Source organism: Desulfitibacter alkalitolerans DSM 16504, from assembly GCF_000620305.1.
In the GTDB taxonomy this organism is placed as follows: domain Bacteria; phylum Bacillota; class DSM-16504; order Desulfitibacterales; family Desulfitibacteraceae; genus Desulfitibacter; species Desulfitibacter alkalitolerans.
On record NZ_JHVU01000024.1, the window covers coordinates 1 to 25,692 of the forward strand.

Here is a 25,692-nt window from a genome sequence, read left to right on the forward strand (position 1 = left end):
GAAGAATTGATTGATATCATAGCATGATAGGAATAAAATATGGTTAGGATGTTACTACAAGGAGCTGATACCATGCAGATTAAACCGTCCGCAAGTATAAGGCAAAATTACAATGAAATTGCGGCTTTATGCAAGTCTACCGGAGAACCTGTTTTTCTTACCAAAAACGGGGATGGAGATCTTGTCGTCATGGATATAGAGGCGTTTATCCGCCGTGAAAAAATGCTGAAGCTGCGCGAAGAACTGCTGGCTGTTGAGGAAGACCGTCTGGCAGGGCGTGCAGGAGTTACGCCGGATGAACTGGACAAATACCTGGACAGTATTATTGACGAGATGGAACATGGAAAATGAGCATTTTCCATTTCTGGAGGCAGAATTTATCCCACCAAATGAAATATCACAAGATTTTCGTAGAGAAAAGGCATTTGTTTTTGTATCAGATCAAAGACCAGATGGTGTATGTTGATTATATAGTTGATTGCAGACAGGATTATGGATGGCTGGCGCGGTAGTTGTACCAGATGCAGACATTCAATAATTAAATTCACCAGCTAAAACCGCAACAGGAGAGACATCAAAGCCTCTCCTGTTTTTTTGTTTTAAAAAATCCTTTAATCCTAAAACGCTTTTATGTCTTCATTATAAAAGTTTATCTAAGGTTCCACAATACCAACTGTCATTTACTGGATAATACATTTGGTCTATTATTCATTTAATCCTTCAATATACTTTTCAAAAATCAGAATAGCCCATCCATAAACTAATATTATAGCACCTGCAAGTTTTAAGGGTTCGATATTAGTAAATTGACTGATTTTTGAAGCTATAAGCATTGCAATGCCTATAACAAGGATATCTGTAATTCTTTTTTTATTATGTTTTGAAGTACTTGCAACTCGAACCCAATAAGCTAAAGCTACTACCAAAACTATTATTGCAATTATAGAGTAATATGGTGTTGTTGACATTGTTTAGGTCCCCTTTTAAAAGCAAATTTTAGTATAATTTATTTATGCTGATTCGTTCCACATAAATATGTCTTCTTTGGCCATCAAATTCTCTAGAAGTAAAATCACTCATTGCAACTCCCCCTAGTGTACTAGCATTTGCTTCCCCTTTAAACCTTAAAGCATAGCTATTATTAGCTTGCAAGTAAAATGTTTTTGATTGATATTATTAGATATAGTATTTTTTTAGATTGAGATAAATCTGAAAAGGGAAAATGCACTACCAAAATATCTCTCTTTACAAATTCATCTATAAATCCAGTTGTTACGTCAAGGGAATTACAGTCGGCAGTGAATTCAAATCCATTTGCTATAAATGTTTATTGTTGTTTATCTATGCGAATTAAATCTTTCATTTCCCGATGAGTAAGGACTAAACTAAACCATTCTTCCATACACTCTTCTGATTCTATATAAGCATCTAGAGTTATTTCATGGATTATTGTAAAAACATGATAACTATTCTTACCAATTACATCATTTTTAATAAATTCTTTAGTATAATCTAAACCATAATCTAAATTCAATACTTCTAACAAATCTTCAAATTCCTCATGTGTCCAAGCTCTAACTGTAAACATTACAACCCTTATGTCATCACATATGATACAGTAAACAACTGTATCTTTTTTCTCCTCCGCTATTTCGTACACATCTTTCCATAAGACTGGTATATCTATAAAAAAATTATAAGCTGAATTATAATATGTTGTTGCTATTTCTATAGGGTTGCCTGTTTGGCTGTAATCTCTATCATCCACGGCATTATTTAAAATACCATAAGCTTCTTGTGTAGCTGCTTTAGGTTCTTTATTATAGCAATAGCAAATCTCTTTATCTGCACGCATATCTTCTGCTTGAGCATCATCTGCTTGATCCACTAATGGATGATGGAAACAACCAGAACAAAAACATATCACCATAAATATAATAAAAACTATTCTAATATCAATACACCCCTATCTCAATTTTTTAAATAATCTCTTAGCTTTTGTTAATTCTGTGAGAATTAGGAAAAATAATGATTTTTTAATCATGAATTTTATAACAGTAGAGGCTGTGGAAATGTGGGCAACAGTTTATCTTTGTCCAAAATAAATATGTCTGGTGTTGTTGCTTCGTGTTTTTACGAGTTATCCTATCTCATAGTTTAAACCTCCAGTTTGTATGGCGTTTTGCGTCTACTAGCAAACATTAATCATAACTGGAGGTTATTTATTATCAAAGAAAATTTTTATTCATTACAGGAATGCTTAGTGGAAATAACACTATTTATTAAATACTAACTAAATTATACCACTAAGTCCTGGCGGGTAAACTGCTACTGTAATATGTTGTAGGAAGATAAACGTTATGTATTTGACGGATTCCCACATCGCTTCTTGGTTCAGTATATTTACCATCTTTTTCAGGTTGCATCATGTATCCATCAAATGAACCGTATTTATCCAATGAAACACTAGTACTTGCCAATCCGGCACCTGAAATGAACAAAACCATCAAAATAAAAATAATTAAAGTAATTTTTTTCACAATAATCCTCCTCGTATAATTAGTTTAAACCTTAAATTAATCGTTTTTTCCAGTTACAACTCAAGTGAATGTTTAACTCAGAGAATTTCCAGTTTCTTATCACTTGAATGTTTTATTAATAACAACATCAACATCGATTTTGTTAACAGCAGCCGGAGCTGTGGGTATGTGGGCAACGCTTGCGTTGTCCAAGCGATTGTGGACCCTGTGAGCAGGTGCGAAGCAGCTGTCCACAAGTCCACATGAGCGGCATATACACAGTTCCCATGGCCCCTTAATTTAGGGTGTTATCTCTGACCTGCCTATGGGATAATAGGGCTGACAAGCTTTTCTCAGGGTATTTCTTTTCCTCCTTGCAGACCTATTGGTACTGCGGTAAAGAGCCTGCTACCCATGGCCCATCATCGATTTTCTAACCGCTGGTTGCACACCTTTTCTTGAAGGGGAGTAGCACCCATGTTGTCTTCATTTAAAGGATAGTGCTGATGACGAGGATGCTGTAGGTGGTTCCCATGGGCACCCAGGTCTGAGTTAGCTTGATTATTAAACTATAGCTAGGAGGTGATATTTATGTCCCAAATGCTAGTTGGTATAGACGTAAGCCTACGTTCTCATCATGTACAACTCATGGATGAAAAAGGTAGAGATCTGGCTTCTTTTTCTGTCTCTAACGATCTCCCCGGGGCCGATACCCTGATTAAGAGGACGATTAAGGCAGCTAATAAGTCTAATAGTCAATCTCTCCGTATTGGTATGGAGGCTACTTCTAATCTAGGTTGGCATCTTGCTCACTATTTACAGGACCAGTTCCAAGCCTACAAGCCTAATCTTAATACTCAGATTTACGTCTTAAATGCAAGAAAGATAGCTCGTTTTAAGAAGGGGTATGATACTCTTCCTAAAACCGATCGTATCGATGCCTGGGTTATTGCAGACCACTTGCGCTTTGGCCGACTGCCTCATGAAATGAAAGATACTATCCAATTTGAAGCCTTGCAGCGGCTTACTAGAACCAGATTTCACCTTATGAAGTCTGTTGCTCGTGATAAGACTTACTTTTTAAACCAAGTGTTTTTAAAGTTCAGTGGTTTGCGTCAGGATAACCCTTTTTCTAGTACTTTTGGCACAACTAGTTTAGCCGTTATTCAAGAACTAGAGCCTGAGCAAATTGCTGCTATGTCTATTGAGGAGCTTATTGATTTCCTAAAGGTTAAGGGCAAAAACCGCTTTAATGATCCTGAAGAAATTGCTAAATATCTTAAAAAATTAGCTCGTTCTTCTTATCGTCTTAATAAAGCTATGGCTGATCCGGTTAATATTTCTTTGGCTTGCATGCTTAGTGTTATTAATCATATGGAATCTGAGATTAAGAAATTAGATAAGGAAATCGCTAAGATCATGAAAGCTATTACTCAAACACTAACTTCTGTTAAAGGCATTGGTGATGTTTTGGCTGCTGGTATTATTGCTGAAATAGGTGATATTAATCGCTTTGATAATCACAATGCCCTAGCCAAGTATGCCGGCCTGGTCTGGAACAAACATCAGTCTGGTGAGTTTGAGGCTGATGATACTAAAAGAATGCATACCGGTAATAAATACCTTCGATACTACTTAGTTCAGGCTGCTGACTGTGTTAGAAAACATAATTCAGAGTACAAATCTTTTTATCAAAAGAAATACAATGAAGTACCTAAGCATAACCATAAAAGAGCCCTCGTCCTTACCACAAGAAAACTGGTACGGTTGGTGTATATGCTACTGAGCACCAACAAATTGTACACACCACAGGAGAGGAGATGATATTTCCTATTGTGATGTTATATATTCCCATTTCTTCCAACTCACCATAACATGATATTTTACATATATTTACTTTTTATGGTGGGTTTATTTCACTGTGCCCTTTTTTATGGTTATTTTGCTTTTAGCTCTAAACTTTTTCCAATTTTCTTTAATCAACCCCTTGACATATTACCGCTGCGCTTGTTTATTTTTATTCAAATTTATTCAAATTAAGTCTGTTTTTATGGCACTTTCATATACACCACCCTTCTAAATTTAATGTCTTCACCCCTTAGTGTGTTTTTAAGCCAAAAAAGTTCCCTAAAATTAGAAAAAAATTAAAAAAATTTTAAAACAGGACCTGGGTCCTATAATAATATAAAGGAAATAACTTACTTTAAATAGAAATAATAGGGAAAATAGTAGAAACAGGAGGTAATAATGTCTAAACAAATCCTTGACTCCCTTATCAAGCTTCATTATGAAAAAGTCTTTAAAATTCTATATTTGATATTCCAAGATAAAACTATTGCTGAGGATGCTTGCCAGGAAGCTTTTTATCAAGCTTCTAAAAATCTTGATTCTATCAAAGATATCAGTAAGTTTCACTCATGGGTGTTGACAATAGCTACAAGAAAAGCTTTTCAAATGATAAAAAAGAAGGATAATATAGTCCTAACTAATAGGATTGAGGATGAAAAAGACTTTAGTGTTAATGTAGAACAGCAGGCATTAACTAAAGAAATGCAAAGTGAAATTCAACAGCTGATAAAAGAGCTAGATTTTATCTATAGACAGGTGGTAGTATTAAGGTACTACTATGATATGGAGGATAAGGAAATAGCCATGATTTTGGATATACCAATTGGGACAGTTAAAAGCAGGCTACATAGGGCAAAGAGTATTCTAAGAGATAAAATCATGGCAAATACTAAGCAGGTGGTGAGATGAACATGAGACGGCATGATGATTTTTTAGATAAGCTATTGTCTGCGGAGATTAAAAAGATGATTGATAATATTCCTCCTCCTGATTCTGAAAAGGCTTATAACAACATAAAGAAAAGGCTTGATGCTTATTATAGAAGAAAAACCCTCCTTAAGAGGGCTGCTTCAGTTGCAGTATTATTAGTAGTATTTATTAGTGGTATTCTAGTTGGTACAGGCAATGCTTCTACGGCTGATATATGGTTTATTAAATCCTTTAAGTCGCTTTTTGATAATTCCCTTAATATAAAAATAACCACAGATGATAATTCCTTGGATACGGGTCAAAATGTACCCCCTGAAACCAATTTAGGTATGGAAGCAAAACTTGTCTCTTTGGAAGATGCTCTATTAGTTTTAAAACAACCTATATTCATGCCGACGTATATTCCTTTGGAATACTCTTTTCATGGCATCTATATTGATCAGCCAGTTCAAGAAGCAGCCATCATAGAGGTACAGTTTATTAACGGCGAAAATAAGTTAATCAATATAAAACAAATCCCATTAAAGCTGACTACATCTATTGCCTACAATGTTGGTTCTAGTGATGTTAAGACTGTAATGATAAATGGAAGAGAGGCTACTTTAATAAAACTAAGTAATAGGTCACAGTTAATTTGGGATAATTATGCCACACAATTTATATTAACTGCTCCACTAGATGATGATGAGCTGATTAAAATGGCTAACTCCTTAAAACCATCTGACTGATACCAAAAAGAGAGAAAGCAAAAGGTTAAAGCTAATATTACACAGATTTCTAATGAATCTCATCAAAAACAAATCCCCTCATAAACTTGAGCAGGATTTAGCCAAATCTACTCTCACCTTTTTTCATAAATATTTTTAAGATAGCTGATTATGTTCTTAAAAATATTGTTTTTTGGGTAACTAATATAATGCTTATGTAATGAGTGATAGATCAATGTTGATCCATCTGGTGAAATAATTATATTGTCTCCAATAACGTTACGGTTTTCCCTGGATAGATTTTTTCCTCTTATTACATAGGTATCAGTTGCAACATCGTATACACATAAATTAACAGTTCCTTCGGTGGTTCTCCCCCATTCGTTCCAATCAATAGGACTATCTGCAACTGAAGCTGCAACCAAATTGCCTTGTAACCTTGATAAATAAGCAACATTTTCCAATTCCAAAAAAATTAATTTGTTACTAGAATAATCAATTATCCCTATTGTTCCATGGGGAGGGCCAGTATAATCATTGATATAGGTAAATCCACAGTAATTTTCATTATTTCTATAGGGGTCAATAAAGAATTTGTCATCACCAATATATGTCTTCGTTTTACTTTCTTTTGAGATGTTATAAGTAATAATAGAGCTACCCTTATATTTTTCTATATCATCAAAGGCCCCTAGAATTAAATTTTCTTCATCAACCCAACATGCCCTGTAGATATTTTCTTTAAATGTCAATTTTGAAAAGTCTTTAAAATTTAGATCTGTTAAATACCACCATTCTTTGTCCTGAATTAGTACGTTTCCTGTATATGGATGAGCTACAATGCTATGAACTTCAAAATTTATTTGCTCTTCTATCATCTGTTTAGGGAACAAAATTTGCTTGTCAAGTTCATCATTTTTTATTAATACAAGAGCAAGATGATCCACAACAGCAAAATTGTTAGTATTTTTTATATATAGATTTTGAGCATAGTCGTTTACATCTTGGAAAAGCCTATCTATTTTTTTCGTTTTAAGATTATATCGATACATATAAAAATTGTCTTCTTTTGGCAAACGGGCTAAATATAGAAAATTATCATTATCTAAAAAACAGACAGGTGTCCAAAAATTATCTCTATAAAGTCCATCAAGTTCTTCAAACTCTCTTGTTATATAGTTAAAAGATTTATCTACTAATTTAGGGGTTATCCTAGTTTCTAAGACAAACTCTTTAGAAAAATCATATGATTTTCCCAAGTTTACACTAGGCTTGACATCCTCTGGTTCATTAGATAAAAAGTAGCATCCTGATGATAGAAATAAAAGGCAAAATATAATAATCATAAATAGTCTTAACATTTGGGCTACCTCCACATTCCTTCTTATTTATCCTTTCACTCCTTAGTACGTTTTTAAACCAAATTAGTTCCCCAAAATTAGAAAAAAATTTAAAAAAATTCAAAATAGGACCCAAGGCGCAAGAAACTTTTAAAGAAAACTGAAAATCTGGTGGGAAAGAAAAAACCAGCCATTTGTATAACAACTGGTATATCTGAACTCTGTAATTTTCGAAATGTTTGAAAAAATGAGGGTTAAGGTATACTTCCCTCTATTAATGAGAATAAGGTGAAAGACCCAACCGTCCTTTCACCTTATTAAAAACATTTAGTGCGGAAATATATAATTGAGAAACTTATTCACTTTAATGAAAGGGTCAAAGCTTAACTTATGGGCCGACCCTGCACGTAGTTTATATTATTCTGGTAATTCAATAGTTATCCCCAATTTTTCCATCTTCGCATTAAATTCTTCTTTCGTATATTCTTCTAACATTGGCGGGCCGATCTTAAATTCTCCCAATACTGTTTTTCCGTCAGCCGCATAAAGAGGTATGGTATGTCCGTTACTTGCTTGGCTCATTTTCATCATCGCTAAAGCTTCTTCGCGAGTTTTTGGCATTGGCCCATCTAAATCTGTTTTAAGAACATAACCTGTAACTCCATCTTCATCAACTGCTGCGATTAAATCGGGTTCTCCACCATGCAACTCGGAATATAAAGAGGAACCATAAGTTTGCCCAGATTCATTTACTTTATATTCCATCCTATTATCTTTTGCATTAACAATACCTGTTACAAAAGAACCCATAATCAAACTCAATACTAAAACAATGCTTGCCAATAGAATAAACCGTCCTTGTTTTATTAAGGTCATTATTTTCACTCCTTCTCTTTTATGGAACTGTAACCATCCTACTGGAATTTGCCTCATGTTGGGTATAACCATTGCCATTATATGCCCTGCCTTGCCCTTTGGAATAGTAAGATTGTCCTTGGACACCCGTCATCAAAGATGTATAAGCCTGTGCTACCTTATTTGTACCGCTTTCAGCATTATATGCCCATGCTGTAGTTCTTACAATGTTACCACTACCATCATACAAGCGCGAACGCGCACCCATATCGCCAACGGCTGCATGACTAGTAGTATAAATATAATGATGTGCGTATACGTCATTATTGTCAAGTACCAAATAAACATTAGATATTTGCGAATATTTTTTTCCTAATACAGTAAAATCGTTCCATGTGCCACTTCCAACAATAGCACTTGCTAACGCAGAAGATAACCCTGAGGAAAATAAAAATCCGACTATAAATACTGCTGTTAAAATTTTAATTTTTTTTAACATTTTCCCACTCCTTACATTGTTAATTTGGGATAAAGCACTACAAACATTAACCTCCTTTAAAATCTCCCTTCACAAATATCCCATAGGAAGGTTACAAGAATTAAGAACCTACCATTTGTGTAGGGGCCTCCCCTCATAACCAACCTTGCTTTTTTGCTTATAAGGGGTATTAAACACCTTCAGATCATTAATCCTTTGCTAAAAAAGTTGATCTGGAAAGCCTTTAAAATGAAGACAGAGAGCTTTTTAAAGTAATAGTGGTATTAAAAACATTCCCTCTTTAAAATTGTCTTCACACCTTAGTGTCTTTTTAAGCCAAATTAGTTCCCAATTTTAGCAAAAAAAATTAAAAAAATTTTAAAACAGGACCTGGGTCCTATAACCACAGATGATAATTCCTTGGATACGGGTCAAAATGTACCCCCTGAAACCAATTTAGGTATTGTTATAATTAAGAAGAATTGATTGATATCATAGCATGATAGGAATAAAATATGGTTAGGATGTTACTACAAGGAGCTGATACCATGCAGATTAAACCGTCCGCAAGTATAAGGCAAAATTACAATGAAATTGCGGCTTTATGCAAGTCTACCGGAGAACCTGTTTTTCTTACCAAAAACGGGGATGGAGATCTTGTCGTCATGGATATAGAGGCGTTTATCCGCCGTGAAAAAATGCTGAAGCTGCGCGAAGAACTGCTGGCTGTTGAGGAAGACCGTCTGGCAGGGCGTGCAGGAGTTACGCCGGATGAACTGGACAAATACCTGGACAGTATTATTGACGAGATGGAACATGGAAAATGAGCATTTTCCATTTCTGGAGGCAGAATTTATCCCACCAAATGAAATATCACAAGATTTTCGTAGAGAAAAGGCATTTGTTTTTGTATCAGATCAAAGACCAGATGGTGTATGTTGATTATATAGTTGATTGCAGACAGGATTATGGATGGCTGGCGCGGTAGTTGTACCAGATGCAGACATTCAATAATTAAATTCACCAGCTAAAACCGCAACAGGAGAGACATCAAAGCCTCTCCTGTTTTTTTGTTTTAAAAAATCCTTTAATCCTAAAACGCTTTTATGTCTTCATTATAAAAGTTTATCTAAGGTTCCACAATACCAACTGTCATTTACTGGATAATACATTTGGTCTATTATTCATTTAATCCTTCAATATACTTTTCAAAAATCAGAATAGCCCATCCATAAACTAATATTATAGCACCTGCAAGTTTTAAGGGTTCGATATTAGTAAATTGACTGATTTTTGAAGCTATAAGCATTGCAATGCCTATAACAAGGATATCTGTAATTCTTTTTTTATTATGTTTTGAAGTACTTGCAACTCGAACCCAATAAGCTAAAGCTACTACCAAAACTATTATTGCAATTATAGAGTAATATGGTGTTGTTGACATTGTTTAGGTCCCCTTTTAAAAGCAAATTTTAGTATAATTTATTTATGCTGATTCGTTCCACATAAATATGTCTTCTTTGGCCATCAAATTCTCTAGAAGTAAAATCACTCATTGCAACTCCCCCTAGTGTACTAGCATTTGCTTCCCCTTTAAACCTTAAAGCATAGCTATTATTAGCTTGTAAGTAAAATGTTTTTGATTGATTATATTGTTCATAATCAAAATAGCTGTTACTATTTCTAAGCAATGTTTGCTGGTGTAAAGTACCAGTGTCACTATTATAAACTTCAAGGTATGTTGCAAAATCGCCAGCAATATTTCTTCCTTTTAATGTGTAGAGAACATTTAAATCATACATTCCAGATTGTGACGGAGTAAACCAAACCCAACCAGTTCCATTTGCCCAAAAGTTACCACCCAACTCAGCTCTTGAGCCGATTCTTAATGTGTTCATATTATCCCATTGACTTTCACTATAACCAATACCTGATCCTCCATGCCCGTGACTATTACCATGCAACCTCCACCAAGTACCAGAAGTACTCTGTATTACAAATTCGTTGTCAAGCTTTTTTGCTTGTTCAGTTAGATTAGTAAGTTCTTTAAACTGATATTCAAGCTTTTGTTTCTCAGCTATCTGAGAATTAATTTTATATTCTTCTTCCAGATTTTTTAAGTTATCTTCTTTATTTTCAAATGCTGCTAGAAAACTAGATGTGTCCCAAACACTAAAGTTATCATTATTTGTTGCACCTACACTAGAAACAAATACTACTGTTAATAATACTAAAAGACTTATTAATATTTTACAAGTAGATTTCATAATATACTTTCCTCCTGTCCTTATTTTTTTCAAATTAAAATCTCTATAACATTAAATTGCTACATATTAGTTTTACACCCTCATAAACACCACCTCCCTCCAAAGATAATCTACCCTCATGCAACAGATACAGCTTAAAGATAGCCTATATTTACTGCAATATGCTATGGACAAAAGCTTCTGGGTGGGGAGCCTCTTTTTGCCCATTAACACCTCAATGCAATTGTGTTAAGCTGCCTACTGCACATAAACTGAACTAGTTATATCACTCTTATCATCATCAACAATGCTGCCACTCACAGCCTTATGATATGTCGCCAGCCTATAATATCTCCCCCTTCTACTTGAACCTGCCTACTACCAATAAAAACCACCTTTCTTAAAATTGTCTTCACCCCTTAGTGTGTTTTTAAGCCAAAAAAGTTCCCTAAAATTAAAAAAAAATTAAAAAAGTTTTCAAAATAGGACCTAGGTCCTATAATAATATAAAGGAAATAAATTACTTTAAATAGAAATAATAGAGAAAATAGTAAAAACAGAGTAAGAATAATGCGAAGAAAAACCCTCCTAAGAGGGCTGCTTCAGCTGCAGTATTATTAATTGTATTTATTAGTGGTATTCTAGTTGGTACAGGCAATGCTTCTACGGCTGATATATGGTTTATTAAATCCTTTAAGTCGCTTTTTGATAATTCCCTTAATATAAAAATAACCACAGATGATAATTCCTTTGGATACGGGTCAAAATGTACCCCCTGAAACCAATTTAGGTATTGTTATAATTAAGAAGAATTGATTGATATCATAGCATGATAGGAATAAAATATGGTTAGGATGTTACTACAAGGAGCTGATACCATGCAGATTAAACCGTCCGCAAGCATAAGGCAAAATTACAATGAAATTGCGGCTTTATGCAAGTCTACCGGAGAACCTGTTTTTCTTACCAAAAACGGAGAAGGAGATCTTGTCGTCATGGATATAGAGGCGTTTATCCACCGTAAAAAATGTTGAAGCTGCGCGAAAAACTGGCTGTTGAGAAAGACCGTCTGGCAGGGCGTGCAGGAGTTACGCCGGATGAACTGGACAAATACCTGGACAGTATTATTGACGAGGTGGAACATGGAAAATAAGCGTTTTCCATTTCTGGAGGCAGAATTTATCCCACCAAATGAAATATCACAAGATGTTAGTAGAGAAATGGTATTTGATTTTGTATCAGATCAAAGACCAGACGGTGTACGTTGATTATATCGTTGATTGCAAACAGGATTATGGGTGGGTGGTGCGGTAGATACTCTAGTTGCACAGGATGGCAGCCTTGGACTGCACAATCCAATTTTCGCAGTTCAGCTGCTGCAGCAATCCTATAGTCAGCTCACTGGAGAAGATGTACCAGATGCAGACATTCAATAATTAAATTCACCAGCTAAAACCGCAACAGGAGAGACATCAAGGCCTCTCCTGTTTTTTTGGTTTTAAAAAAATCCTTTAATCCTAAAACGCTTTTATGTCTTCATTAACACCTAATTCGCCTTATATAGAGAATACGACTCTATAATTTTTTTATTCATCTATGCATATTAAATATTTGCTGGGAGTCGGTCTTGCTAATATATAAAAAATCATAAACCTCTCTTTTTTACAGTTTCCTTTGTAAATAAATGCATAATAATAAGTTTTGGAAAGCATCCTGCTTAGTAGATTACATTTTCACATTTCCACCGATTACCTTCCAACTGTCATGAATCTTTTCCATATATAGGTGAGCTGTTTTAATATGAATTAAAGCATTGTTTTGGTTGTCAAATACTCTTATCTTTATAAGAACAATTTCATAATCTCTATCATAATATTTGACCTTATTAATTAGTTTTGAGGATTGACCTATTGTGATTTTATCAGGATCAAACTTAACAAATTCATTAAATTCTTTCCAGTTTAATTCTTTATAAATGTTCTTAAACTTTGAATGCTCCTTCCATTCATTCCACTCTTCTCTAGTTAAAATATATTCACTATTTTCCTTTCCACTTTTTGCCTCTTCTACGATAGCATTAGCGATAACATAAGGCTCATTGTATAACACCGAAACATACCACATCCAACTTCCTATTAAAAATACAATTATTAAAGGTATAAAATAAAATACAATTTTTCGATTTTTCATTAGACCTCCTATTTGTATCTAGTGCTTAAATAGTCCACATACCCTCAATAAATAGTAAAACCATATAACTTTTTCACCCTACTATTACTTAATCTAAACTCAAACCCTCATAAGCACCACCTCCCCCAACCTAGTCTCTCCTTTACTTCAGGCTGGGTTAGGTTTAAAATTAACTTAAACCTAATCTTTGCCTTTGGTAAAGGAGGGTATACTCCCGGGCAAAGGGAGCTTTCCAGGTTGCCACTATTTGCCCGGGAAAATTAAAAATTTTATTAGAACATTACTCTACATAAACAGATAATGTCGCATCACTCTTATCATCATCAACAATATTGCCACTCACAGCCTTATGATATATCGCCAGCCTAAAATATCTCCCCCTTCTATTTGAACCTGCCTTCTCCCAATAAACCCACCTTTCTTAAAATTGTCTTCACCCCTTAGTGTGTTTTTAAGCCAAAAAAGTTCCCAAAAATTAAAAAAAATTTAAGAAACTTAAAAAATAGGACCTAGGTCCTATAGAAAAAACCCTCTATCGAAAAGATTGAGGGTTAGGGCAGTCCTTAATTATTAACTCGTAAATATCCTTCCTTCTGTCATTTAACAGGGTAACTGTTCCAGATTTACGGTGACGTTTAAGGATTTCCAGGTCCAGGTCACCAACTACAACCATCTCAATATTAGGACTGCACTCACCTACTATGCCGTCCCGTGGAAAAGCAAAGTCAGAAGGGGTGAAGATGGCAGATTGTGCATATTGGATATCCATATTTTCCACCTGGGTCAGGTTGCCTACTGTTCCTGCAATTACCGTATAAATCTGATTTTCAACAGCCCTGGCCTGAGCACAATATCTTACACGTAAATAGCCCTGACGTTCATCTGTACAGAAGGGAACAAAAATAATGTTAGCACCCTTTTCTGTTACTATTCTTGAAAGCTCAGGAAATTCTATGTCATAGCAAATAAGAATGGAAATCTTACCACAATCTGTGTCAAAGATTTTTATCTCATTTCCACCAGATATTCCCCACCATTTTCTTTCATCTGGGGTTATGTGGATTTTGTATTGCCTATCAATGGTTCCATCCCTTCTAAACAAATAGGCAATGTTATATATTTTCCCATCCTCTTCAACAAAATGGGAACCTCCTATAATATTAACGTTGTATTTTAAAGCTAAATCAGTAAACAAGGCTATATACTGTTCAGTAAACTGTGTAAGTCTGCGCACAGATAGGCTTGGTGTCTTTTCTTCAACAAATGATAAAAGCTGAACTGTAAAAATCTCTGGAAAAACAACAAAGTCACTGTGATAATTAGAGCCTACATCAACAAAATATTCACACTGGTTGGCAAACTCGTTAAAGGAAGAAATGCTCTTCATCATATACTGAATAACACATACCCTTACTGGGAACGCTGTCTTGAAATGCTTTTTAGACTGGGGACGATACTCAACATTGAACCATTCCATGAGAATGGCATTATTTAGTGACTGTTTATCATCAGGCAAAAAATTGGTGTTTACTCTTTTAACAACAAAGTCATTTTTTAACTGAAAACCTAGAATAGGATCAAAGATATTATGGTTTTTGACCTCCTCTACATACTCTTTAGGAGTCATTTTATCTGCATGTAAATGGTAATTTGGAATCCTGCCTGCGATAATAATGCTCTTCAGGTTTTTCTTTTGGGCTAATTCCTTTCTAGCATCATATAGTCTTTTGCCAAGCTTCATATTACGAAAATCTGGGTGAACCATTACTTCCACACCATACAGGTTTGAGCCCTCTGGATCATGATTTGTAAGGTATCCCTTATGAGTTATCTCATCAAAGGTATGCTGGTCGTCATATTCATCAAAATTAATAATTAAACTAGAGCATGAACCAACAATTTTTCCTTCATATTCTATGCAGAACTGCCCCTCTGGAAATACCTTTAAATGGCTTTCAAGATGTTTTCTAGTCCAGTTCTCCATATTTGGAAAACACAAATTCCCCAGTTCAATTATCTGGTCAATATCATCTGCTTTTATATTTCTCAATACTATCTTTTTTTCAAATTTAGTCAGGTCAATGTTTGCCACGGATATAAACCCCTTTTAGAATGTATTTATTATACAATAACAAAGATACCCTTAATTCCCTTTGAAAGGATTTTTCCATTCCATTAAAACAGCATAGTTGCAGGATTCCTGGTCTTCAAGGTAGTTTTCCACAACTGTCAGGGGTATTCTGCCACATCTTAACAGGAAGGTGATAACAGGGTCTTTTATATCTCCCTGCACCACAGATGCAATATACTCCTCTGCTGTCATCATGGAAGCCTTTTTATGATAACCAGGCATTCTTCCTCCGCCCAGCAGCCTGTCTAAGCCTTTAAAAACAACAACTTCATACATGGTCTGCATCAGCCATTTTCCAAGGCCAAGCTTTCTATATGCGGGTTTAATACAGATATCTACCACATAAAGTGAATTTCCCTGAGGATCATGATTTCTTATATACCCATTATCAGTAATTTCACTCCAGGTGTGGGTGGGGTGGTTTGGATCAAAGGACACAATCACCCCAGTCATGGACCCTACCAATTCTCCCTTTATATCTACACACAGGGCACCCTCAGGAAAAAGGTTCACATGGTTTGACAACTGTTCATAATTCCACCATAGTTCTGAAGGAAAGGGAGGTGGGAAGCTTTCCTTCTGTATTGCTATCATTGCTTCAAAGTCTTTTTCCAGGTAATTTCTTATAACTGCTTTAACTGGTTTAGCATTGTGAAAAACGTACAGCTCTTTATGAACTACATGGACCATTTTGTAAAATCCCCCATTGCTATTTTACTAATTTATTAGCTAAAGCGCTAATCAATGAAAGCAGAATTGTGGCAACAATAGCAGCCAAAAACCCATTTATTTGGAAGCCATCAACTACAGATGCTACCATATATAATATAAATCCATTTACTACAAAGGTAAATAAACCCAGGGTCAAAATATTCAACGGCAGGGTTAATAACAGCAATATGGGTCGAATAACAGCGTTGACTATTCCCAGCACCAAAACAGCTATTAAGGCCGCACCGAAACCCTGCAGGGTAATATTTTCAATGATATTTGCAATTAAAAGCAACCCAAGAGCGTTGATTACCCATCTTACCAATAAGCCTGTCATTTTACACTCCCCCTCAAAGTTTTTATTATACTTTCTTGATTCGATGTTGTATAGATTAATCCTTCAATATTTCAAAGAAACTTTCATTTAGTACTACTAGCGCTACCCATGGTAAGCAGCTCTAATTCAAGCAGAAAATAGTAAAAAACCTCAAGTCCTATGATTTAGACCTGAGGCTTTTACTTTGGATATTGATTTGGTGCGTTTCACTCTATATGCTTCTAGTTCCTTCCTCTGTCTCCACAATCAAGAGAACTTTTTCTTCCTTACCTGTTTGTGCATTTATATAAACATAATAGATATCTTCATTCATGGTGCCTTTTATTTCATAGCACAGCTTTTCATCCAGATTGGCCAGGGGTATAAGGGCCAACCTTACCTCTTCAACCTGTAAATCGTGATTTGCTTTTTTCCTTGCTTCTTCCTCAGTTATTTCTGGTTCAGGCAGCTCCCTTTCTGTATGGGATGTATAGAACTTTGCTGCATCATATCCTACTATATTCCCACTTTCTAATGATATGGTTACCTGAAGCATATCAGGATAGATTATAACCCCATCCTGGACCATGGCATAATTAACCAATAGCTCATTTCCTTCTTCCAAAAATCCTATTTGTGTAAACTCACCTAAATCTCTTTGGTCAATAAATTCCTGTGCCTTTTCAAAAGCGGCTTCCCTGTTAATCTGCTCATTAGCTTGTGGTGCTTCTCCATACATCATCCACACCACATGGCCTCCCTGCTGACTTATGCCAACAACTGTTTCCCCTTGTCTCTGCCCCTGGGGCCTTAACCTAACATTATAGGTAGGTATATGACCGGTAGTTTCTTCACTTCTTTCCACATTCAAGTCATAGCCTAGTTCATTCACAAAGTTCAGGGCTATTTTTGACGCTTCCTGGGGACTTACCTCATCACCAGTTAGTCCTCTCGGCTCCATATTTACAACGTGATCAGAAAAAGGCCCATCATATGTTAAGGTTGGAACTTCATCCTGAAGTCTTTGATCCATTTTCCCAAAGCCATCTACAAACAGCCTGGCCTCAGGAGTTAATTTTCCGGTACGCCTTGCCAGATTTGCAAATCTAAACTGCTTCTCCTCGGCTACTGTAGTGGTTAATTCCCTTAGTTCTTGATGCATTGTACGGGTTTCATTGTGCAGCTTCTCTAATGTGTTCATTTCCTCCTGGCTGATTTCCATGTCTTCAGCCAGCTTTTGGGCCAATGAGTAGCAAAAATCTCCTAGTTGTGCCATGTAATGCTGGCTGCGCATCATGGCAGGCATTTCTAAGGGAAGCTGTCCCAGGCTTATTCTAGCCCTTTCTGCTTCATGCCAGGCCGTTGTAAGGGTAATAATATTTTGCCCCTTAGAGTCAGACACCAAAGCCTTACCTAAAAGTACATCTAGATTTTCAGTGCTATCAATCAGGTCAAAAAAGGCAGTTTGGTAACTAGCTTCCAGATTATTGTCCATTGCATAAGCTCTAGCACCAATGCCTGAATACCAGATTAATCCTATGCCAATTAATAATGCAGCAAGGACACCCAGTAGAACATTCTTGTAGTTGGCAAGTATATCTCTATAACCCACGGCAAACCACCTCCACTTCTTTTTTAATTAAAATTTTTTATTTAAAATCCAAAAACATGTCTGCCTATCCTGGATGTGATAGTTCTGGTCCAGATCCACCTGCTTGTTGCAGTGGCAGGATTCCAGAAGAATGTTGCCCCACCTGTTGGATCCCAGCCATTAAGGGCATAACGTGCTGCTCTTACATGGTCAGCAGTGGGATTAACCCTCCAAAAGCTGCCATTTTGGATTGGTTCAAAGGCTAATGGCTGATAGATGACTCCATTTACTGTGGCCGGAAAACGAGGGTCTCTAACCCTGTTGGCAATAACTGCTGCCACAGCAACCTGTCCTTGAAAGGGCTCTCCCCTTGCTTCCGCAGCTACCATTCTGGAAATCATCCATACATCATCGGCCCTGGGCTGCCCAACACCAGGGGCCTGGGTAGGGATAGCCTCTCCCTGAAATACTTGCTGACTAATGGAAAATGCTCCAAAGGCAGCACCAAGTAAAAAGCTACCAAGAAGCAAACCAGCTAAAAACTGTTTCATACATAACCTCCTACTCATATTTTTTTTCCATATTAGATTTCCCCCTTTTCATCTAAATATTCCATAAGCATAAGCTGCGTCATATAAAAAATGAAGGATATATAGGCATTTCGTTGAAATATATAGGAAATACTTACGATAAAACCTGTGTAGGAAAGAGGAGTGGTTGTTCTGGAATTTACCTGGAGCAAGGTCCAAAAACAAAGACTGGTTGAATTAAATGCAGATGAATCTTTGTTGCAATATACATTTCAGGATGCAAAAAAAAGAGACAGGGCTTTTCAAAGCCTTGATAAAGAATTGGTATTAGCAAACAAAAAACACCTTATAGATTTAAGAAACAAAGAGCTTCGTCCTCTATTATGCCAGCTAGAAAGTCAGCTTGTTCAGTGTCTAACCCAGGAAGGCTTTGTACAGGTAGTAACACCTCATTTACTGCCCAGGGATATGCTGGAGAGAATGACCATCACAAGTGAACACCCCCTCTCAAATCAGGTGTTTTGGGTGGACAGAAACAAGTGCCTTCGACCCATGCTTGCACCTAACCTTTATTCTTTATTAAGGGATTTAGAGCGTATCTGGGAAAAGCCAATTAAAATCTTCGAAATCGGTACCTGCTTTCGTAAGGAATCCCAGGGTGCTAATCATTTAAATGAGTTTACAATGCTTAATCTGGTTGAGATGGGAGATCTGGAGGGTAGGCAGAAACAAAGACTTGAGGAGCTTGCACACATGGTCATGGAGTCAGCAGGTGTGACTGATTATGCTCTAGAAGGCTGTGAATCAGAGGTATACAAGGAAACAGTAGATGTAGTTGTAAAGGATCTGGAAATAGGCTCAGGTGCCTATGGTCCCCACGACCTTGACAATAACTGGGGGATATTTGATCCTTGGGTAGGAATTGGTTTTGGCCTGGAAAGACTGGTAACTGTTAAGCGAGATTATAAGAATATACGCAGGTCAGGAAGAAGCATCTCATACCTGGATGGTTCGCGCCTAAATATATAGCAATTAGTGCAGCCAGTAATGCTGCAAGTAATGTCAACTGTTGAAGGGATGGATAGGTAGTGACAAGACTGACTGAAGGAGATCTTAAGGGGTTAGATAACCAGATCAGAGATTACGATAAGAACCTAAAGAAAATTTGTGGGGCTTCCCTTATGGAAATAGCTGCTCTAGCAGGAGATATTACTACAGCCAGCTTTAATGAAGCCATGACGAAACATACAGTTGGGGTTATACCCATTACGTCAGGCCAGGGGATTATAGGAAATTTTTCCCAATCAGTAAAGAGCTTTATTGATTATTTGGGCTTTCACGCCTTTGTCACAAATAGCCATGATGTATCAGGAATAGCAGAAGCCATTGCAAGAAAAGCTTCCCTGATTTTTATGGCTGATGATAATCAGTTTATCGCAGTCAACTTGAATGCAAAAAAAGTAGTGGACAATGGGGAAGCAACAGGAAGGGGATTTGCAGCTGCTTTAAGCTTATTGGCTGGTGGACTAAAAAACCGCCAGGTCCTGGTGGTTGGTGCTGGCAGGGTAGGCACCCATTGTGTAAATTATCTGCTGGCTGAAGGGGCAAGGGTTGCAGTATTTGACATAGATAAAAATAAAATATCTTCCCTGGTTCCAAATATAACCATTGAAGATAACCTTTCAGATGCTGTGTCAAAATATAGATACATCATAGATGCCTCGCCTGAACAAGGCTTCATGACATTAGACAATTTGCACCCAGAGACAAGAATATCAGCTCCTGGAATGCCATTAGGATTGACTGCTGATGCCTTTGCAGCATTTGAAGGCAAGGTCATACATGATCCTTTACAAATAGGAGTAGCTACAATGCTGGCCATGGCTGTTAATAAGAGCTAATTGAAGTCAAGGTATTGGTCTTTTGGATAAGGTATTATTCCCTTTTCTCTTTTAACTCGGAGCCATAATGCTGGGTAAACATTGTGGTGGAATATTTTTCCAGCTTCCAGCTGGGTATTTTACATGCTTTACAGGTGCCAGTCATCCACTTGTTCCTGAGCCATCTTGCAGCACGACTTTTTCTTGAATTTACTACTGTAAAGGTTTGGTTGCAGTGGGTGGTTAACTCTGCATATTTTCCCTTTTCTTTGATGGACCTGATGCCATGAAGCACGCCGGTGCGAGAAGGCCAGAGCTTAATCTTATTTAACAGGCGGAAAAAATCAACTTGTTTTCTGTAATATCTTTTTACTTCCGTCATTTGATTGCCCTCCAGTAGAGTGGTTAATTGAATGGTTATTTAGATGGTTATCTAGAACCTTGGAAATGAATCATTGTATGATGATATTTTATGCTCTTCCATTATATTTCGCAGGATCACAGATCTTTTATCCCAAACATCTTTTTTGCTGGCAGCAGATATTATTAAAGCAGCTGCCCAGGCCTCCCTGTCTGGACAATAATTGGTGATAGCCTCATCAGCTCCAAAAAAGTTCTCAATTAATTGTAAAGGACCAGCCTCTGCCATAATGTGCTCGCCAAGTGTTTCCATTTTTCGTGGAGTTACTGCTATATGTTCAAAGATGACATGTTTTTTTTCTAAAGGGTTTTTAACTTCAGGCAGTCTATCATATACATAAATATCTGCAAGGTGAGCAAGCATGTTAATGCCTGTGGATTGATATACTGTGATAGGCGTTTGGCTGGGCAGTCTAGCATCAATTTCTAATACCTTTAATTGCCCGTTGTTAATAATTACTTCAATGTCCATGATGCCCGTAAGATTCAAAATCCTGGCAAGCTTTGCCGATACTTCATGAAGCATAGATTGAAGCTCGCCTTCCATAATTACAGGGGCTAAAACCCTTTTACAGTCATACCCTGCATCCACCTGTATCTCTGTAATTTGCAGGGTAATATAATTACCCCTATACCCCATTACCTCCAGAGAATAAGATGGACCTTCCAAATACTCTTGAATAACCCATTTTTCACCCTTGCTTTGAATATCTTTAATAAATTCTTTTAAGATAACCTCATCTGTAAACTTCCTTACCCCGTGGCTTCCACTTAGCTCTGAGGGCTTCGCTATTACAGGAACCTTACAATCAGGCCAATACCTTGGTGCTGGTATGTTATTATCCGCAAATAGCTTGTCAGATTTAAGCTTGGAAGATGAAATAATATTTGCTTCTATATCAAAGGCAACTGGAACCTTTTGACTTTCAGCTACACTTTTAATTATTTTTACCGCATCAATGTCTTCCAGGGCCGGAAGCACCAGGTCCTTGCCATGTATAACTTCTGCAAGGCTGCCCTTTTCATCTTTTGTTATATTTATTTCATAAAAATTGCTGCACATACCTGCAGCTGGTGCCTTTGGGTTTTTATCAACCAGGAAAACCTCCCATCCTGCTTTTTGGGCAAGATAGACAGCTTCCACTCCCTGGAGTTTACCGCCAATTATTACTACTTTCATATGACTGCACCAGATTTCTGCCATTTCATGGCTGTTTTGCTTTTTTCACTGTCTACCCAGGCTCTGTATTCAGCTGTTGTAGCTTTTCTAAGGCCCATTGCTTCAATAACAGGTGTAATTCCCTGAACGGTTCTATAACCCTCATTTATGTCTTTGCTGCATTGTGCCACCCCAGCCAGGCCAGCTTCAGGCGGAATAATAGATGTGATAACATTTGCTCCGGCATCCAATCGTTCCTGCAGACCTTCAACTCCATCAATATCAAGGGAAGCAGGTATCAGCTTGTCAGGAAACACGAGTCTCAAAATGGCAATTATTTTAATTTCTTGACCGCGTGGGGCCTGGGGCCGGGATTCCATGATGCTTCCAGATTGTGGAACAAAGCTCATAACTCGCACCTGATTTGCTCCCAGATATCTCATACACTCCATGGAATGGGCAATATCCCCAGGAGTTTCTCCCACACCTGTTAAAATGCCCTCTTCTATTAGCAGCCCTGCAGCATTTGCCTTTAATTTGCTCTGGAATCTTTCTTCATAGCTTTGTTCAAGGCGTAATATATTAAATAACTTTTCATTATGTGTTTCCTGATAACATGCGTACCAATCAGCACCAAAAGCCTGAAATTTTGTGAGATTTTCTTCTGAAACTAGACCAGGTGAAATCATAACTGGCAGCTTGGTCTGGGACTTAATATCGGCAATTAACTCAAAGAGTGGTTTAAAGCCACTGCTATTCATATAATATTTGGGGTCCTCCCCCATGGTTAAGTCAATTAAATGTACCCCTGATTCTGTTAGGCCCATTACTGTATCCATTATTTCCCTATTTGATTTTCTATATCTTTTACTACCTTCATTGGACTTCCTGTAATAGCAAAAAGCACAATCATTACGACACCAGGTAGAAAAATAAACAAATCCATATAGAAAAATCTTATTGCCAAAATGTCTATTGCGTAATTCACGTGCTTTCTCATAAATCCTTTGAAGCTCGTCTTCTTTTTCTATGCCCAGGAGATATATTATTTCATTTTTTGATAAAAACCTGTTATTTTCCGCCTTGTCCAGTATTTGTTCCAGGCTTATTGCTGGATCAATCCTATCCACTTAGGCCACCTCTTTTAGATAATGATTATAAAAGATTCTAGCCATGACTAGAATCTTTTGCTAAACAAACTTCTTTGGCGGGGAGTCCGGGAGTCACACCCGGCTACGTAAATTTAGAGTCTACGCGATCTATGCCGATCCACCCCCCATATTTATGAAAATTGCTCTAGATAGTATATCATATTTGCACTATCCTAGACATCATACTATATTTGACATCTAATTGCTAAATCCTTTATTAATTATAAAATCCCTTAATATTTACAAAAATTAGCTAATTTGCACAAAACCCATGCCATCTACTTAAAACAAGCATCAGAAAACTTCACTATCTGAACTCTATCACCATTTTTTAATGAGGCAGCATTGGCTTCGTCAATATCTACATGCATCTCAAGTTTGAATTTATCACTTACTCTCACCAGCACCTCAAGGAAAACTATGACCCTCTGGTTACCAGAGGTTTTAACGTTTACCTTATCCCCGTCTTTGACTCCAAATCGTTCAGCATCAGATGGATGCATATGAATATGCCTTGCGGCTATTATAGAGCCTTCATCCAATGTTACAGAACCAGCTGGACCTACAAGGGTCAGCCCAGCTGATCCTTGTAAATCTCCAGAATCTCTGATGGGTGCTTTAATACCAAGCTTGAAACAGTCTGATAAAGAAAGTTCCACCTGGGTTTTATTTCTAGTGGGTCCAAGTACTCTCACCTTTTCTATTACGCCTTTTGGGCCAACCAGGGTAACTGTTTCTTCACATGCGTACTGGCCTGGCTGGGACAATTCCTTGAGGACACATAAGCTGGCACCCTTACCAAATAAGACCTCAAGGTCATTTTGTGACAGGTGTATATGTCGGTTTGAGATGCCAACTGGAATTGTATGAGTATCAATAACTTGACACTCTATTTCATCTTTTTTTTGGTTTTTTAAGTGTTTGTAAACAACTTCTGTAACAATTTCAATCAGCTGCTTTTCATTCATTTGTTCCACCTGCTTTTTTAAGCATGTTTCTCAGACTCTAATCTTGCAAGGACCTGCTTTACTATCTCTGAAATCTGGTCTGGACTATAAGTTTTAGTACTGCAAGTGCTTGCCTGACTTTTTTCAAAATCCACATTTACCGTTCCATAGGCAAGTTTTTTAATGTTTATCAAGTGTAATGGAGTCAGGTTGTCAGATAAACTGCTGCCACCCCAGGTACCACAACCTAATGTCATTGAGGGTGCAAGGCCTGTGGAATAACCAATACCACCCAGTGCAGAAGGTGTATTTACCAAAATTCTAAATACAGGCTTTTGAATAAACTCTCTAATAACCTCATCATTTTGAGAGTGAATTACAAAGGAATGGCCTATCCCACCCAGCTTTAACAATTCAATGCTTAATAAACAACCCTCATGCCAATCCTTGACTACATACAGTCCGAGGACTGTGGTTAATTTTTCATATGATAATGGGTATTCAGGACCATATCCTTCTAATGGAGCAATGAGAATCTTGGTTCCTGCAGGTACTTCAATACCAGCCTTGGCAGCTATAAAGTCAGGGCTTTTCCCTACAAAGGCAGGATTCATCCCTCCCTTGGGGGTCATGATAAGGCGACTCACCTTGTCCACTTCATCCCTATTTAAAAAGTAGCAGCCCTGCTTCTTTAATTCATTAATTACTTGGTCCTTAATAGGTTCATCTATTATTATTGCCTGTTCGGAAGCACAAATCATACCATTATCAAAGGTCTTGCTTGTAATAATGTCCTTCACTGCCTGCTGGATATTAGCAGTTCTTTCCACAAAGGCCGGTACATTGCCAGGCCCAACCCCAAGGGCTGGCTTTCCCGCACTATAGGCTGCCTTAACCATTGCAGAGCCACCTGTGGCTACTATAAGAGCTATGGCTTCATGGTGCATGAGTTCATTTACTGCCTGCATGCTTACCCTGGACATACAGCTGACTATACCGTCTGGAGCCCCTGCCTTTACTGCTGCTTCATTTACCACCTGAGCAGCTGCACAGCTGCACTTGATTGCAGCAGGATGTGGTGAAAAGACTATTGCATTTCCCGCTTTAATGGCACATAAAGAATTGTGTATTAATGTTGATGTAGGATTTGTTGTGGGAATAATACCAAGTATTACTCCCACGGGAACTGCTACTTCAACTACCTTGTTAACAGGATCCTCTTTAATGATGCCAGTTGTCTTTAAGCCCTTTATATACTCATAGACATCCTTGCCGGCAAAAAGGTTTTTTATAACTTTGTGTTCAACTACTCCATATTTTGTCTCATCCACTGCCATTTTTGCCAGCCAACTGGCATTTTCAATAGCAGCTTCCGAAATAGAGGCAAGAATCTTATTTATTTTTTCTTCTGAGAAGGCAGCTAAAACCTCCTGAGCCTCTTTAGCTTTTCTAGCAAGGTCCCTGGCTTCTTGAATTATCCTTAAATCATAATCAATTGCCACCTTTATCCCCCTTTCCCCCTAAGGTGCATTTACCTATCTTTCACTTTTTGCCTTGTTAATTTCCTTGATGAGTGATTCCTTATTTGCCACAGAAATTTGTCGTCCAGTTAAAGCGATACCTTCAACCTTTCTAGCCAGCTTTCTTAATTGGCCCACTGTTAATCTTTCTAATTCAGTATCTGCTGTCATTTCTTCAATAGTTTCTGTTTCTTTTTTAGTTTCTGTTTCATGTACAGTTTCT

General features: G+C 37.1%; 27 protein-coding genes and 4 pseudogenes. 12 read left to right on the forward strand and 19 right to left on the reverse strand.

Features of this window, described 5'->3' with window-relative positions:
- Window positions 1–72 precede the first annotated feature (72 nt).
- Window positions 73–351: a type II toxin-antitoxin system Phd/YefM family antitoxin gene (locus K364_RS0102235; protein WP_028306664.1), complete on the forward strand. Its 279-nt coding sequence runs from the start codon at window positions 73–75 to the stop codon at window positions 349–351.
- Window positions 350–512 (forward strand): annotated as a pseudogene (locus K364_RS27760) (type II toxin-antitoxin system RelE/ParE family toxin); the annotation flags it as partial. The gene K364_RS0102235 and the pseudogene K364_RS27760, both read left to right, overlap by 2 nt.
- A gap of 192 nt (window positions 513–704) precedes the next feature.
- Here K364_RS27760 and K364_RS0102245 read toward each other — a convergent pair.
- The 3 genes from K364_RS0102245 to K364_RS0102260 form a co-directional block, all read right to left on the reverse strand.
- Window positions 705–968: a hypothetical protein gene (locus K364_RS0102245; RefSeq protein WP_028306665.1), complete on the reverse strand. Its 264-nt coding sequence runs from the start codon at window positions 966–968 to the stop codon at window positions 705–707.
- Window positions 969–1,327: 359 nt separating this feature from the next.
- Window positions 1,328–1,888, reverse strand: a complete 561-nt coding sequence (locus tag K364_RS0102255) for a hypothetical protein (protein WP_156946379.1) — start codon at window positions 1,886–1,888, stop codon at window positions 1,328–1,330.
- Window positions 1,889–2,306: 418 nt separating this feature from the next.
- Window positions 2,307–2,540: a hypothetical protein gene (locus tag K364_RS0102260; protein ID WP_028306667.1), complete on the reverse strand. Its 234-nt coding sequence runs from the start codon at window positions 2,538–2,540 to the stop codon at window positions 2,307–2,309.
- 570 nt (window positions 2,541–3,110) lie between these two features.
- Between K364_RS0102260 and K364_RS0102265 the strand changes: the two genes are divergently transcribed.
- The 3 genes from K364_RS0102265 to K364_RS0102275 all read left to right on the forward strand — a co-directional run bounded on the left by K364_RS0102265 (window position 3,111) and on the right by K364_RS0102275 (window position 6,025).
- On the forward strand, window positions 3,111–4,343 hold the full coding sequence (locus K364_RS0102265) for an IS110 family RNA-guided transposase (protein ID WP_028306668.1): 1,233 nt from the start codon (window positions 3,111–3,113) through the stop codon (window positions 4,341–4,343).
- 423 nt (window positions 4,344–4,766) lie between these two features.
- Window positions 4,767–5,276, forward strand: a complete 510-nt coding sequence (locus K364_RS22575; RefSeq protein ID WP_051533762.1) for an RNA polymerase sigma factor — start codon at window positions 4,767–4,769, stop codon at window positions 5,274–5,276.
- Window positions 5,277–5,278: 2 nt separating this feature from the next.
- Window positions 5,279–6,025 carry a DUF4367 domain-containing protein gene (locus K364_RS0102275; RefSeq protein ID WP_035267634.1) on the forward strand — a complete coding sequence of 249 codons (747 nt, stop codon included), beginning with the start codon at window positions 5,279–5,281 and terminating at the stop codon, window positions 6,023–6,025.
- Between the two features lie 113 nt (window positions 6,026–6,138).
- Here K364_RS0102275 and K364_RS0102280 read toward each other — a convergent pair whose 3' ends face one another.
- The 3 genes from K364_RS0102280 to K364_RS0102290 form a co-directional block, all read right to left on the reverse strand.
- On the reverse strand, window positions 6,139–7,365 hold the full coding sequence (locus K364_RS0102280; RefSeq protein ID WP_028306670.1) for a hypothetical protein: 1,227 nt from the start codon (window positions 7,363–7,365) through the stop codon (window positions 6,139–6,141).
- A gap of 396 nt (window positions 7,366–7,761) precedes the next feature.
- Window positions 7,762–8,220, reverse strand: coding sequence for a hypothetical protein (locus K364_RS22580; RefSeq protein ID WP_051533763.1), 459 nt, complete (start codon window positions 8,218–8,220; stop codon window positions 7,762–7,764).
- A 19-nt stretch (window positions 8,221–8,239) separates the two neighbouring features.
- Window positions 8,240–8,698, reverse strand: a complete 459-nt coding sequence (locus K364_RS0102290) for a hypothetical protein (protein ID WP_028306671.1) — start codon at window positions 8,696–8,698, stop codon at window positions 8,240–8,242.
- A gap of 527 nt (window positions 8,699–9,225) precedes the next feature.
- On the opposite strand from K364_RS0102290, the gene K364_RS0102295 reads away from it, so the two are divergent.
- A complete protein-coding gene (locus tag K364_RS0102295; RefSeq protein ID WP_028306664.1) occupies window positions 9,226–9,504 on the forward strand; it encodes a type II toxin-antitoxin system Phd/YefM family antitoxin in 279 nt (92 codons plus the stop codon).
- Window positions 9,503–9,665, forward strand: a pseudogene (locus K364_RS27765) (type II toxin-antitoxin system RelE/ParE family toxin); the annotation flags it as partial. The gene K364_RS0102295 and the pseudogene K364_RS27765, both read left to right, overlap by 2 nt.
- Window positions 9,666–9,857: 192 nt before the next feature.
- On the opposite strand, the gene K364_RS0102305 reads toward K364_RS27765, so the two are convergent.
- Window positions 9,858–10,121: a hypothetical protein gene (locus K364_RS0102305; protein WP_028306665.1), complete on the reverse strand. Its 264-nt coding sequence runs from the start codon at window positions 10,119–10,121 to the stop codon at window positions 9,858–9,860.
- Window positions 10,122–10,149: 28 nt separating this feature from the next.
- Window positions 10,150–10,944, reverse strand: a complete 795-nt coding sequence (locus tag K364_RS0102310) for a hypothetical protein (protein WP_028306672.1) — start codon at window positions 10,942–10,944, stop codon at window positions 10,150–10,152.
- Between the two features lie 857 nt (window positions 10,945–11,801).
- Here K364_RS0102310 and K364_RS27770 point away from each other — a divergent pair.
- The 3 genes and pseudogenes from K364_RS27770 to K364_RS26535 all read left to right on the forward strand — a co-directional run bounded on the left by K364_RS27770 (window position 11,802) and on the right by K364_RS26535 (window position 12,359).
- Window positions 11,802–12,076 (forward strand): annotated as a pseudogene (locus tag K364_RS27770) (prevent-host-death protein).
- Window positions 12,075–12,237: pseudogene (locus K364_RS26025) on the forward strand (type II toxin-antitoxin system RelE/ParE family toxin); the annotation flags it as partial. The pseudogenes K364_RS27770 and K364_RS26025, both read left to right, overlap by 2 nt.
- The gene (locus K364_RS26535) at window positions 12,222–12,359 is read left to right on the forward strand and encodes a hypothetical protein (RefSeq protein WP_156946380.1); all 138 of its coding nucleotides are present in this window, start codon (window positions 12,222–12,224) and stop codon (window positions 12,357–12,359) included. The pseudogene K364_RS26025 and the gene K364_RS26535, both read left to right, overlap by 16 nt.
- Window positions 12,360–12,648: 289 nt before the next feature.
- Here K364_RS26535 and K364_RS0102335 read toward each other — a convergent pair whose 3' ends face one another.
- The 6 genes from K364_RS0102335 to K364_RS22590 all read right to left on the reverse strand — a co-directional run bounded on the left by K364_RS0102335 (window position 12,649) and on the right by K364_RS22590 (window position 18,413).
- Window positions 12,649–13,113 carry a hypothetical protein gene (locus K364_RS0102335; RefSeq protein WP_028306674.1) on the reverse strand — a complete coding sequence of 155 codons (465 nt, stop codon included), beginning with the start codon at window positions 13,111–13,113 and terminating at the stop codon, window positions 12,649–12,651.
- A gap of 532 nt (window positions 13,114–13,645) precedes the next feature.
- A complete protein-coding gene (locus K364_RS0102340; RefSeq protein WP_028306675.1) occupies window positions 13,646–15,205 on the reverse strand; it encodes a bifunctional GNAT family N-acetyltransferase/carbon-nitrogen hydrolase family protein in 1,560 nt (519 codons plus the stop codon).
- Between the two features lie 51 nt (window positions 15,206–15,256).
- Complete coding sequence (locus K364_RS0102345; RefSeq protein WP_028306676.1) at window positions 15,257–15,934, reverse strand: GNAT family N-acetyltransferase; 678 nt, start codon at window positions 15,932–15,934, stop codon at window positions 15,257–15,259.
- A 19-nt stretch (window positions 15,935–15,953) separates the two neighbouring features.
- Window positions 15,954–16,292 (reverse strand): phage holin family protein, encoded by a 339-nt coding sequence (locus tag K364_RS0102350; protein WP_028306677.1) that lies wholly within the window; start codon window positions 16,290–16,292, stop codon window positions 15,954–15,956.
- Window positions 16,293–16,503: 211 nt separating this feature from the next.
- On the reverse strand, window positions 16,504–17,883 hold the full coding sequence (ypeB, locus tag K364_RS0102355; RefSeq protein ID WP_028306678.1) for a germination protein YpeB: 1,380 nt from the start codon (window positions 17,881–17,883) through the stop codon (window positions 16,504–16,506).
- A gap of 41 nt (window positions 17,884–17,924) precedes the next feature.
- Window positions 17,925–18,413: a cell wall hydrolase gene (locus K364_RS22590; RefSeq protein WP_242841637.1), complete on the reverse strand. Its 489-nt coding sequence runs from the start codon at window positions 18,411–18,413 to the stop codon at window positions 17,925–17,927.
- Window positions 18,414–18,575: 162 nt separating this feature from the next.
- Here K364_RS22590 and pylSc point away from each other — a divergent pair, with 162 nt between their 5' ends.
- Together pylSc and pylD are read left to right on the forward strand one after the other, a co-directional pair.
- Complete coding sequence (pylSc, locus tag K364_RS0102365; protein WP_277995527.1) at window positions 18,576–19,421, forward strand: pyrrolysine--tRNA(Pyl) ligase large subunit; 846 nt, start codon at window positions 18,576–18,578, stop codon at window positions 19,419–19,421.
- A 59-nt stretch (window positions 19,422–19,480) separates the two neighbouring features.
- Window positions 19,481–20,293: a 3-methylornithyl-N6-L-lysine dehydrogenase PylD gene (pylD, locus tag K364_RS0102370; RefSeq protein WP_028306680.1), complete on the forward strand. Its 813-nt coding sequence runs from the start codon at window positions 19,481–19,483 to the stop codon at window positions 20,291–20,293.
- Between the two features lie 34 nt (window positions 20,294–20,327).
- Here the strand turns inward: pylD and pylSn are convergent, their stop codons facing one another.
- The 5 genes from pylSn to K364_RS22595 all read right to left on the reverse strand — a co-directional run bounded on the left by pylSn (window position 20,328) and on the right by K364_RS22595 (window position 25,451).
- Window positions 20,328–20,654, reverse strand: coding sequence for a pyrrolysine--tRNA(Pyl) ligase small subunit (gene pylSn, locus K364_RS0102375; protein WP_028306681.1), 327 nt, complete (start codon window positions 20,652–20,654; stop codon window positions 20,328–20,330).
- Window positions 20,655–20,705: 51 nt separating this feature from the next.
- Window positions 20,706–21,872, reverse strand: coding sequence for a 3-methylornithine--L-lysine ligase PylC (pylC, locus tag K364_RS0102380; RefSeq protein ID WP_028306682.1), 1,167 nt, complete (start codon window positions 21,870–21,872; stop codon window positions 20,706–20,708).
- Complete coding sequence (gene pylB / locus K364_RS0102385; protein WP_028306683.1) at window positions 21,869–22,981, reverse strand: methylornithine synthase PylB; 1,113 nt, start codon at window positions 22,979–22,981, stop codon at window positions 21,869–21,871. Before pylB ends, pylC begins: the two co-directional genes overlap by 4 nt.
- Before the next feature lie 299 nt (window positions 22,982–23,280).
- The gene (gene pduL / locus K364_RS0102390) at window positions 23,281–23,970 is read right to left on the reverse strand and encodes a phosphate propanoyltransferase (RefSeq protein ID WP_028306684.1); all 690 of its coding nucleotides are present in this window, start codon (window positions 23,968–23,970) and stop codon (window positions 23,281–23,283) included.
- A 17-nt stretch (window positions 23,971–23,987) separates the two neighbouring features.
- On the reverse strand, window positions 23,988–25,451 hold the full coding sequence (locus K364_RS22595) for an acetaldehyde dehydrogenase (acetylating) (RefSeq protein WP_051533764.1): 1,464 nt from the start codon (window positions 25,449–25,451) through the stop codon (window positions 23,988–23,990).
- Window positions 25,452–25,692: the final 241 nt, after the last annotated feature.

What these genes read in the sequence shown, in the direction of transcription:
- K364_RS0102235 (WP_028306664.1), top strand. Translation starts at nt 73, where the DNA reads ATGCAGATTAAACCGTCCGCAAGTATAAGGCAAAATTACAATGAAATT.
- K364_RS0102245 (WP_028306665.1), bottom strand. Translation starts at nt 968, where the DNA reads ATGTCAACAACACCATATTACTCTATAATTGCAATAATAGTTTTGGTA.
- K364_RS0102265 (WP_028306668.1), top strand. Translation starts at nt 3,111, where the DNA reads ATGTCCCAAATGCTAGTTGGTATAGACGTAAGCCTACGTTCTCATCAT.
- K364_RS22575 (WP_051533762.1), top strand. Translation starts at nt 4,767, where the DNA reads ATGTCTAAACAAATCCTTGACTCCCTTATCAAGCTTCATTATGAAAAA.
- K364_RS0102275 (WP_035267634.1), top strand. Translation starts at nt 5,279, where the DNA reads ATGAGACGGCATGATGATTTTTTAGATAAGCTATTGTCTGCGGAGATT.
- K364_RS0102280 (WP_028306670.1), bottom strand. Translation starts at nt 7,365, where the DNA reads ATGTTAAGACTATTTATGATTATTATATTTTGCCTTTTATTTCTATCA.
- K364_RS22580 (WP_051533763.1), bottom strand. Translation starts at nt 8,220, where the DNA reads ATGACCTTAATAAAACAAGGACGGTTTATTCTATTGGCAAGCATTGTT.
- K364_RS0102290 (WP_028306671.1), bottom strand. Translation starts at nt 8,698, where the DNA reads ATGTTAAAAAAAATTAAAATTTTAACAGCAGTATTTATAGTCGGATTT.
- K364_RS0102295 (WP_028306664.1), top strand. Translation starts at nt 9,226, where the DNA reads ATGCAGATTAAACCGTCCGCAAGTATAAGGCAAAATTACAATGAAATT.
- K364_RS0102305 (WP_028306665.1), bottom strand. Translation starts at nt 10,121, where the DNA reads ATGTCAACAACACCATATTACTCTATAATTGCAATAATAGTTTTGGTA.
- K364_RS0102310 (WP_028306672.1), bottom strand. Translation starts at nt 10,944, where the DNA reads ATGAAATCTACTTGTAAAATATTAATAAGTCTTTTAGTATTATTAACA.
- K364_RS0102335 (WP_028306674.1), bottom strand. Translation starts at nt 13,113, where the DNA reads ATGAAAAATCGAAAAATTGTATTTTATTTTATACCTTTAATAATTGTA.
- K364_RS0102345 (WP_028306676.1), bottom strand. Translation starts at nt 15,934, where the DNA reads ATGGTCCATGTAGTTCATAAAGAGCTGTACGTTTTTCACAATGCTAAA.
- K364_RS0102350 (WP_028306677.1), bottom strand. Translation starts at nt 16,292, where the DNA reads ATGACAGGCTTATTGGTAAGATGGGTAATCAACGCTCTTGGGTTGCTT.
- K364_RS22590 (WP_242841637.1), bottom strand. Translation starts at nt 18,413, where the DNA reads ATGAAACAGTTTTTAGCTGGTTTGCTTCTTGGTAGCTTTTTACTTGGT.
- pylSn (WP_028306681.1), bottom strand. Translation starts at nt 20,654, where the DNA reads ATGACGGAAGTAAAAAGATATTACAGAAAACAAGTTGATTTTTTCCGC.
- pylC (WP_028306682.1), bottom strand. Translation starts at nt 21,872, where the DNA reads ATGAAAGTAGTAATAATTGGCGGTAAACTCCAGGGAGTGGAAGCTGTC.
- pduL (WP_028306684.1), bottom strand. Translation starts at nt 23,970, where the DNA reads ATGAATGAAAAGCAGCTGATTGAAATTGTTACAGAAGTTGTTTACAAA.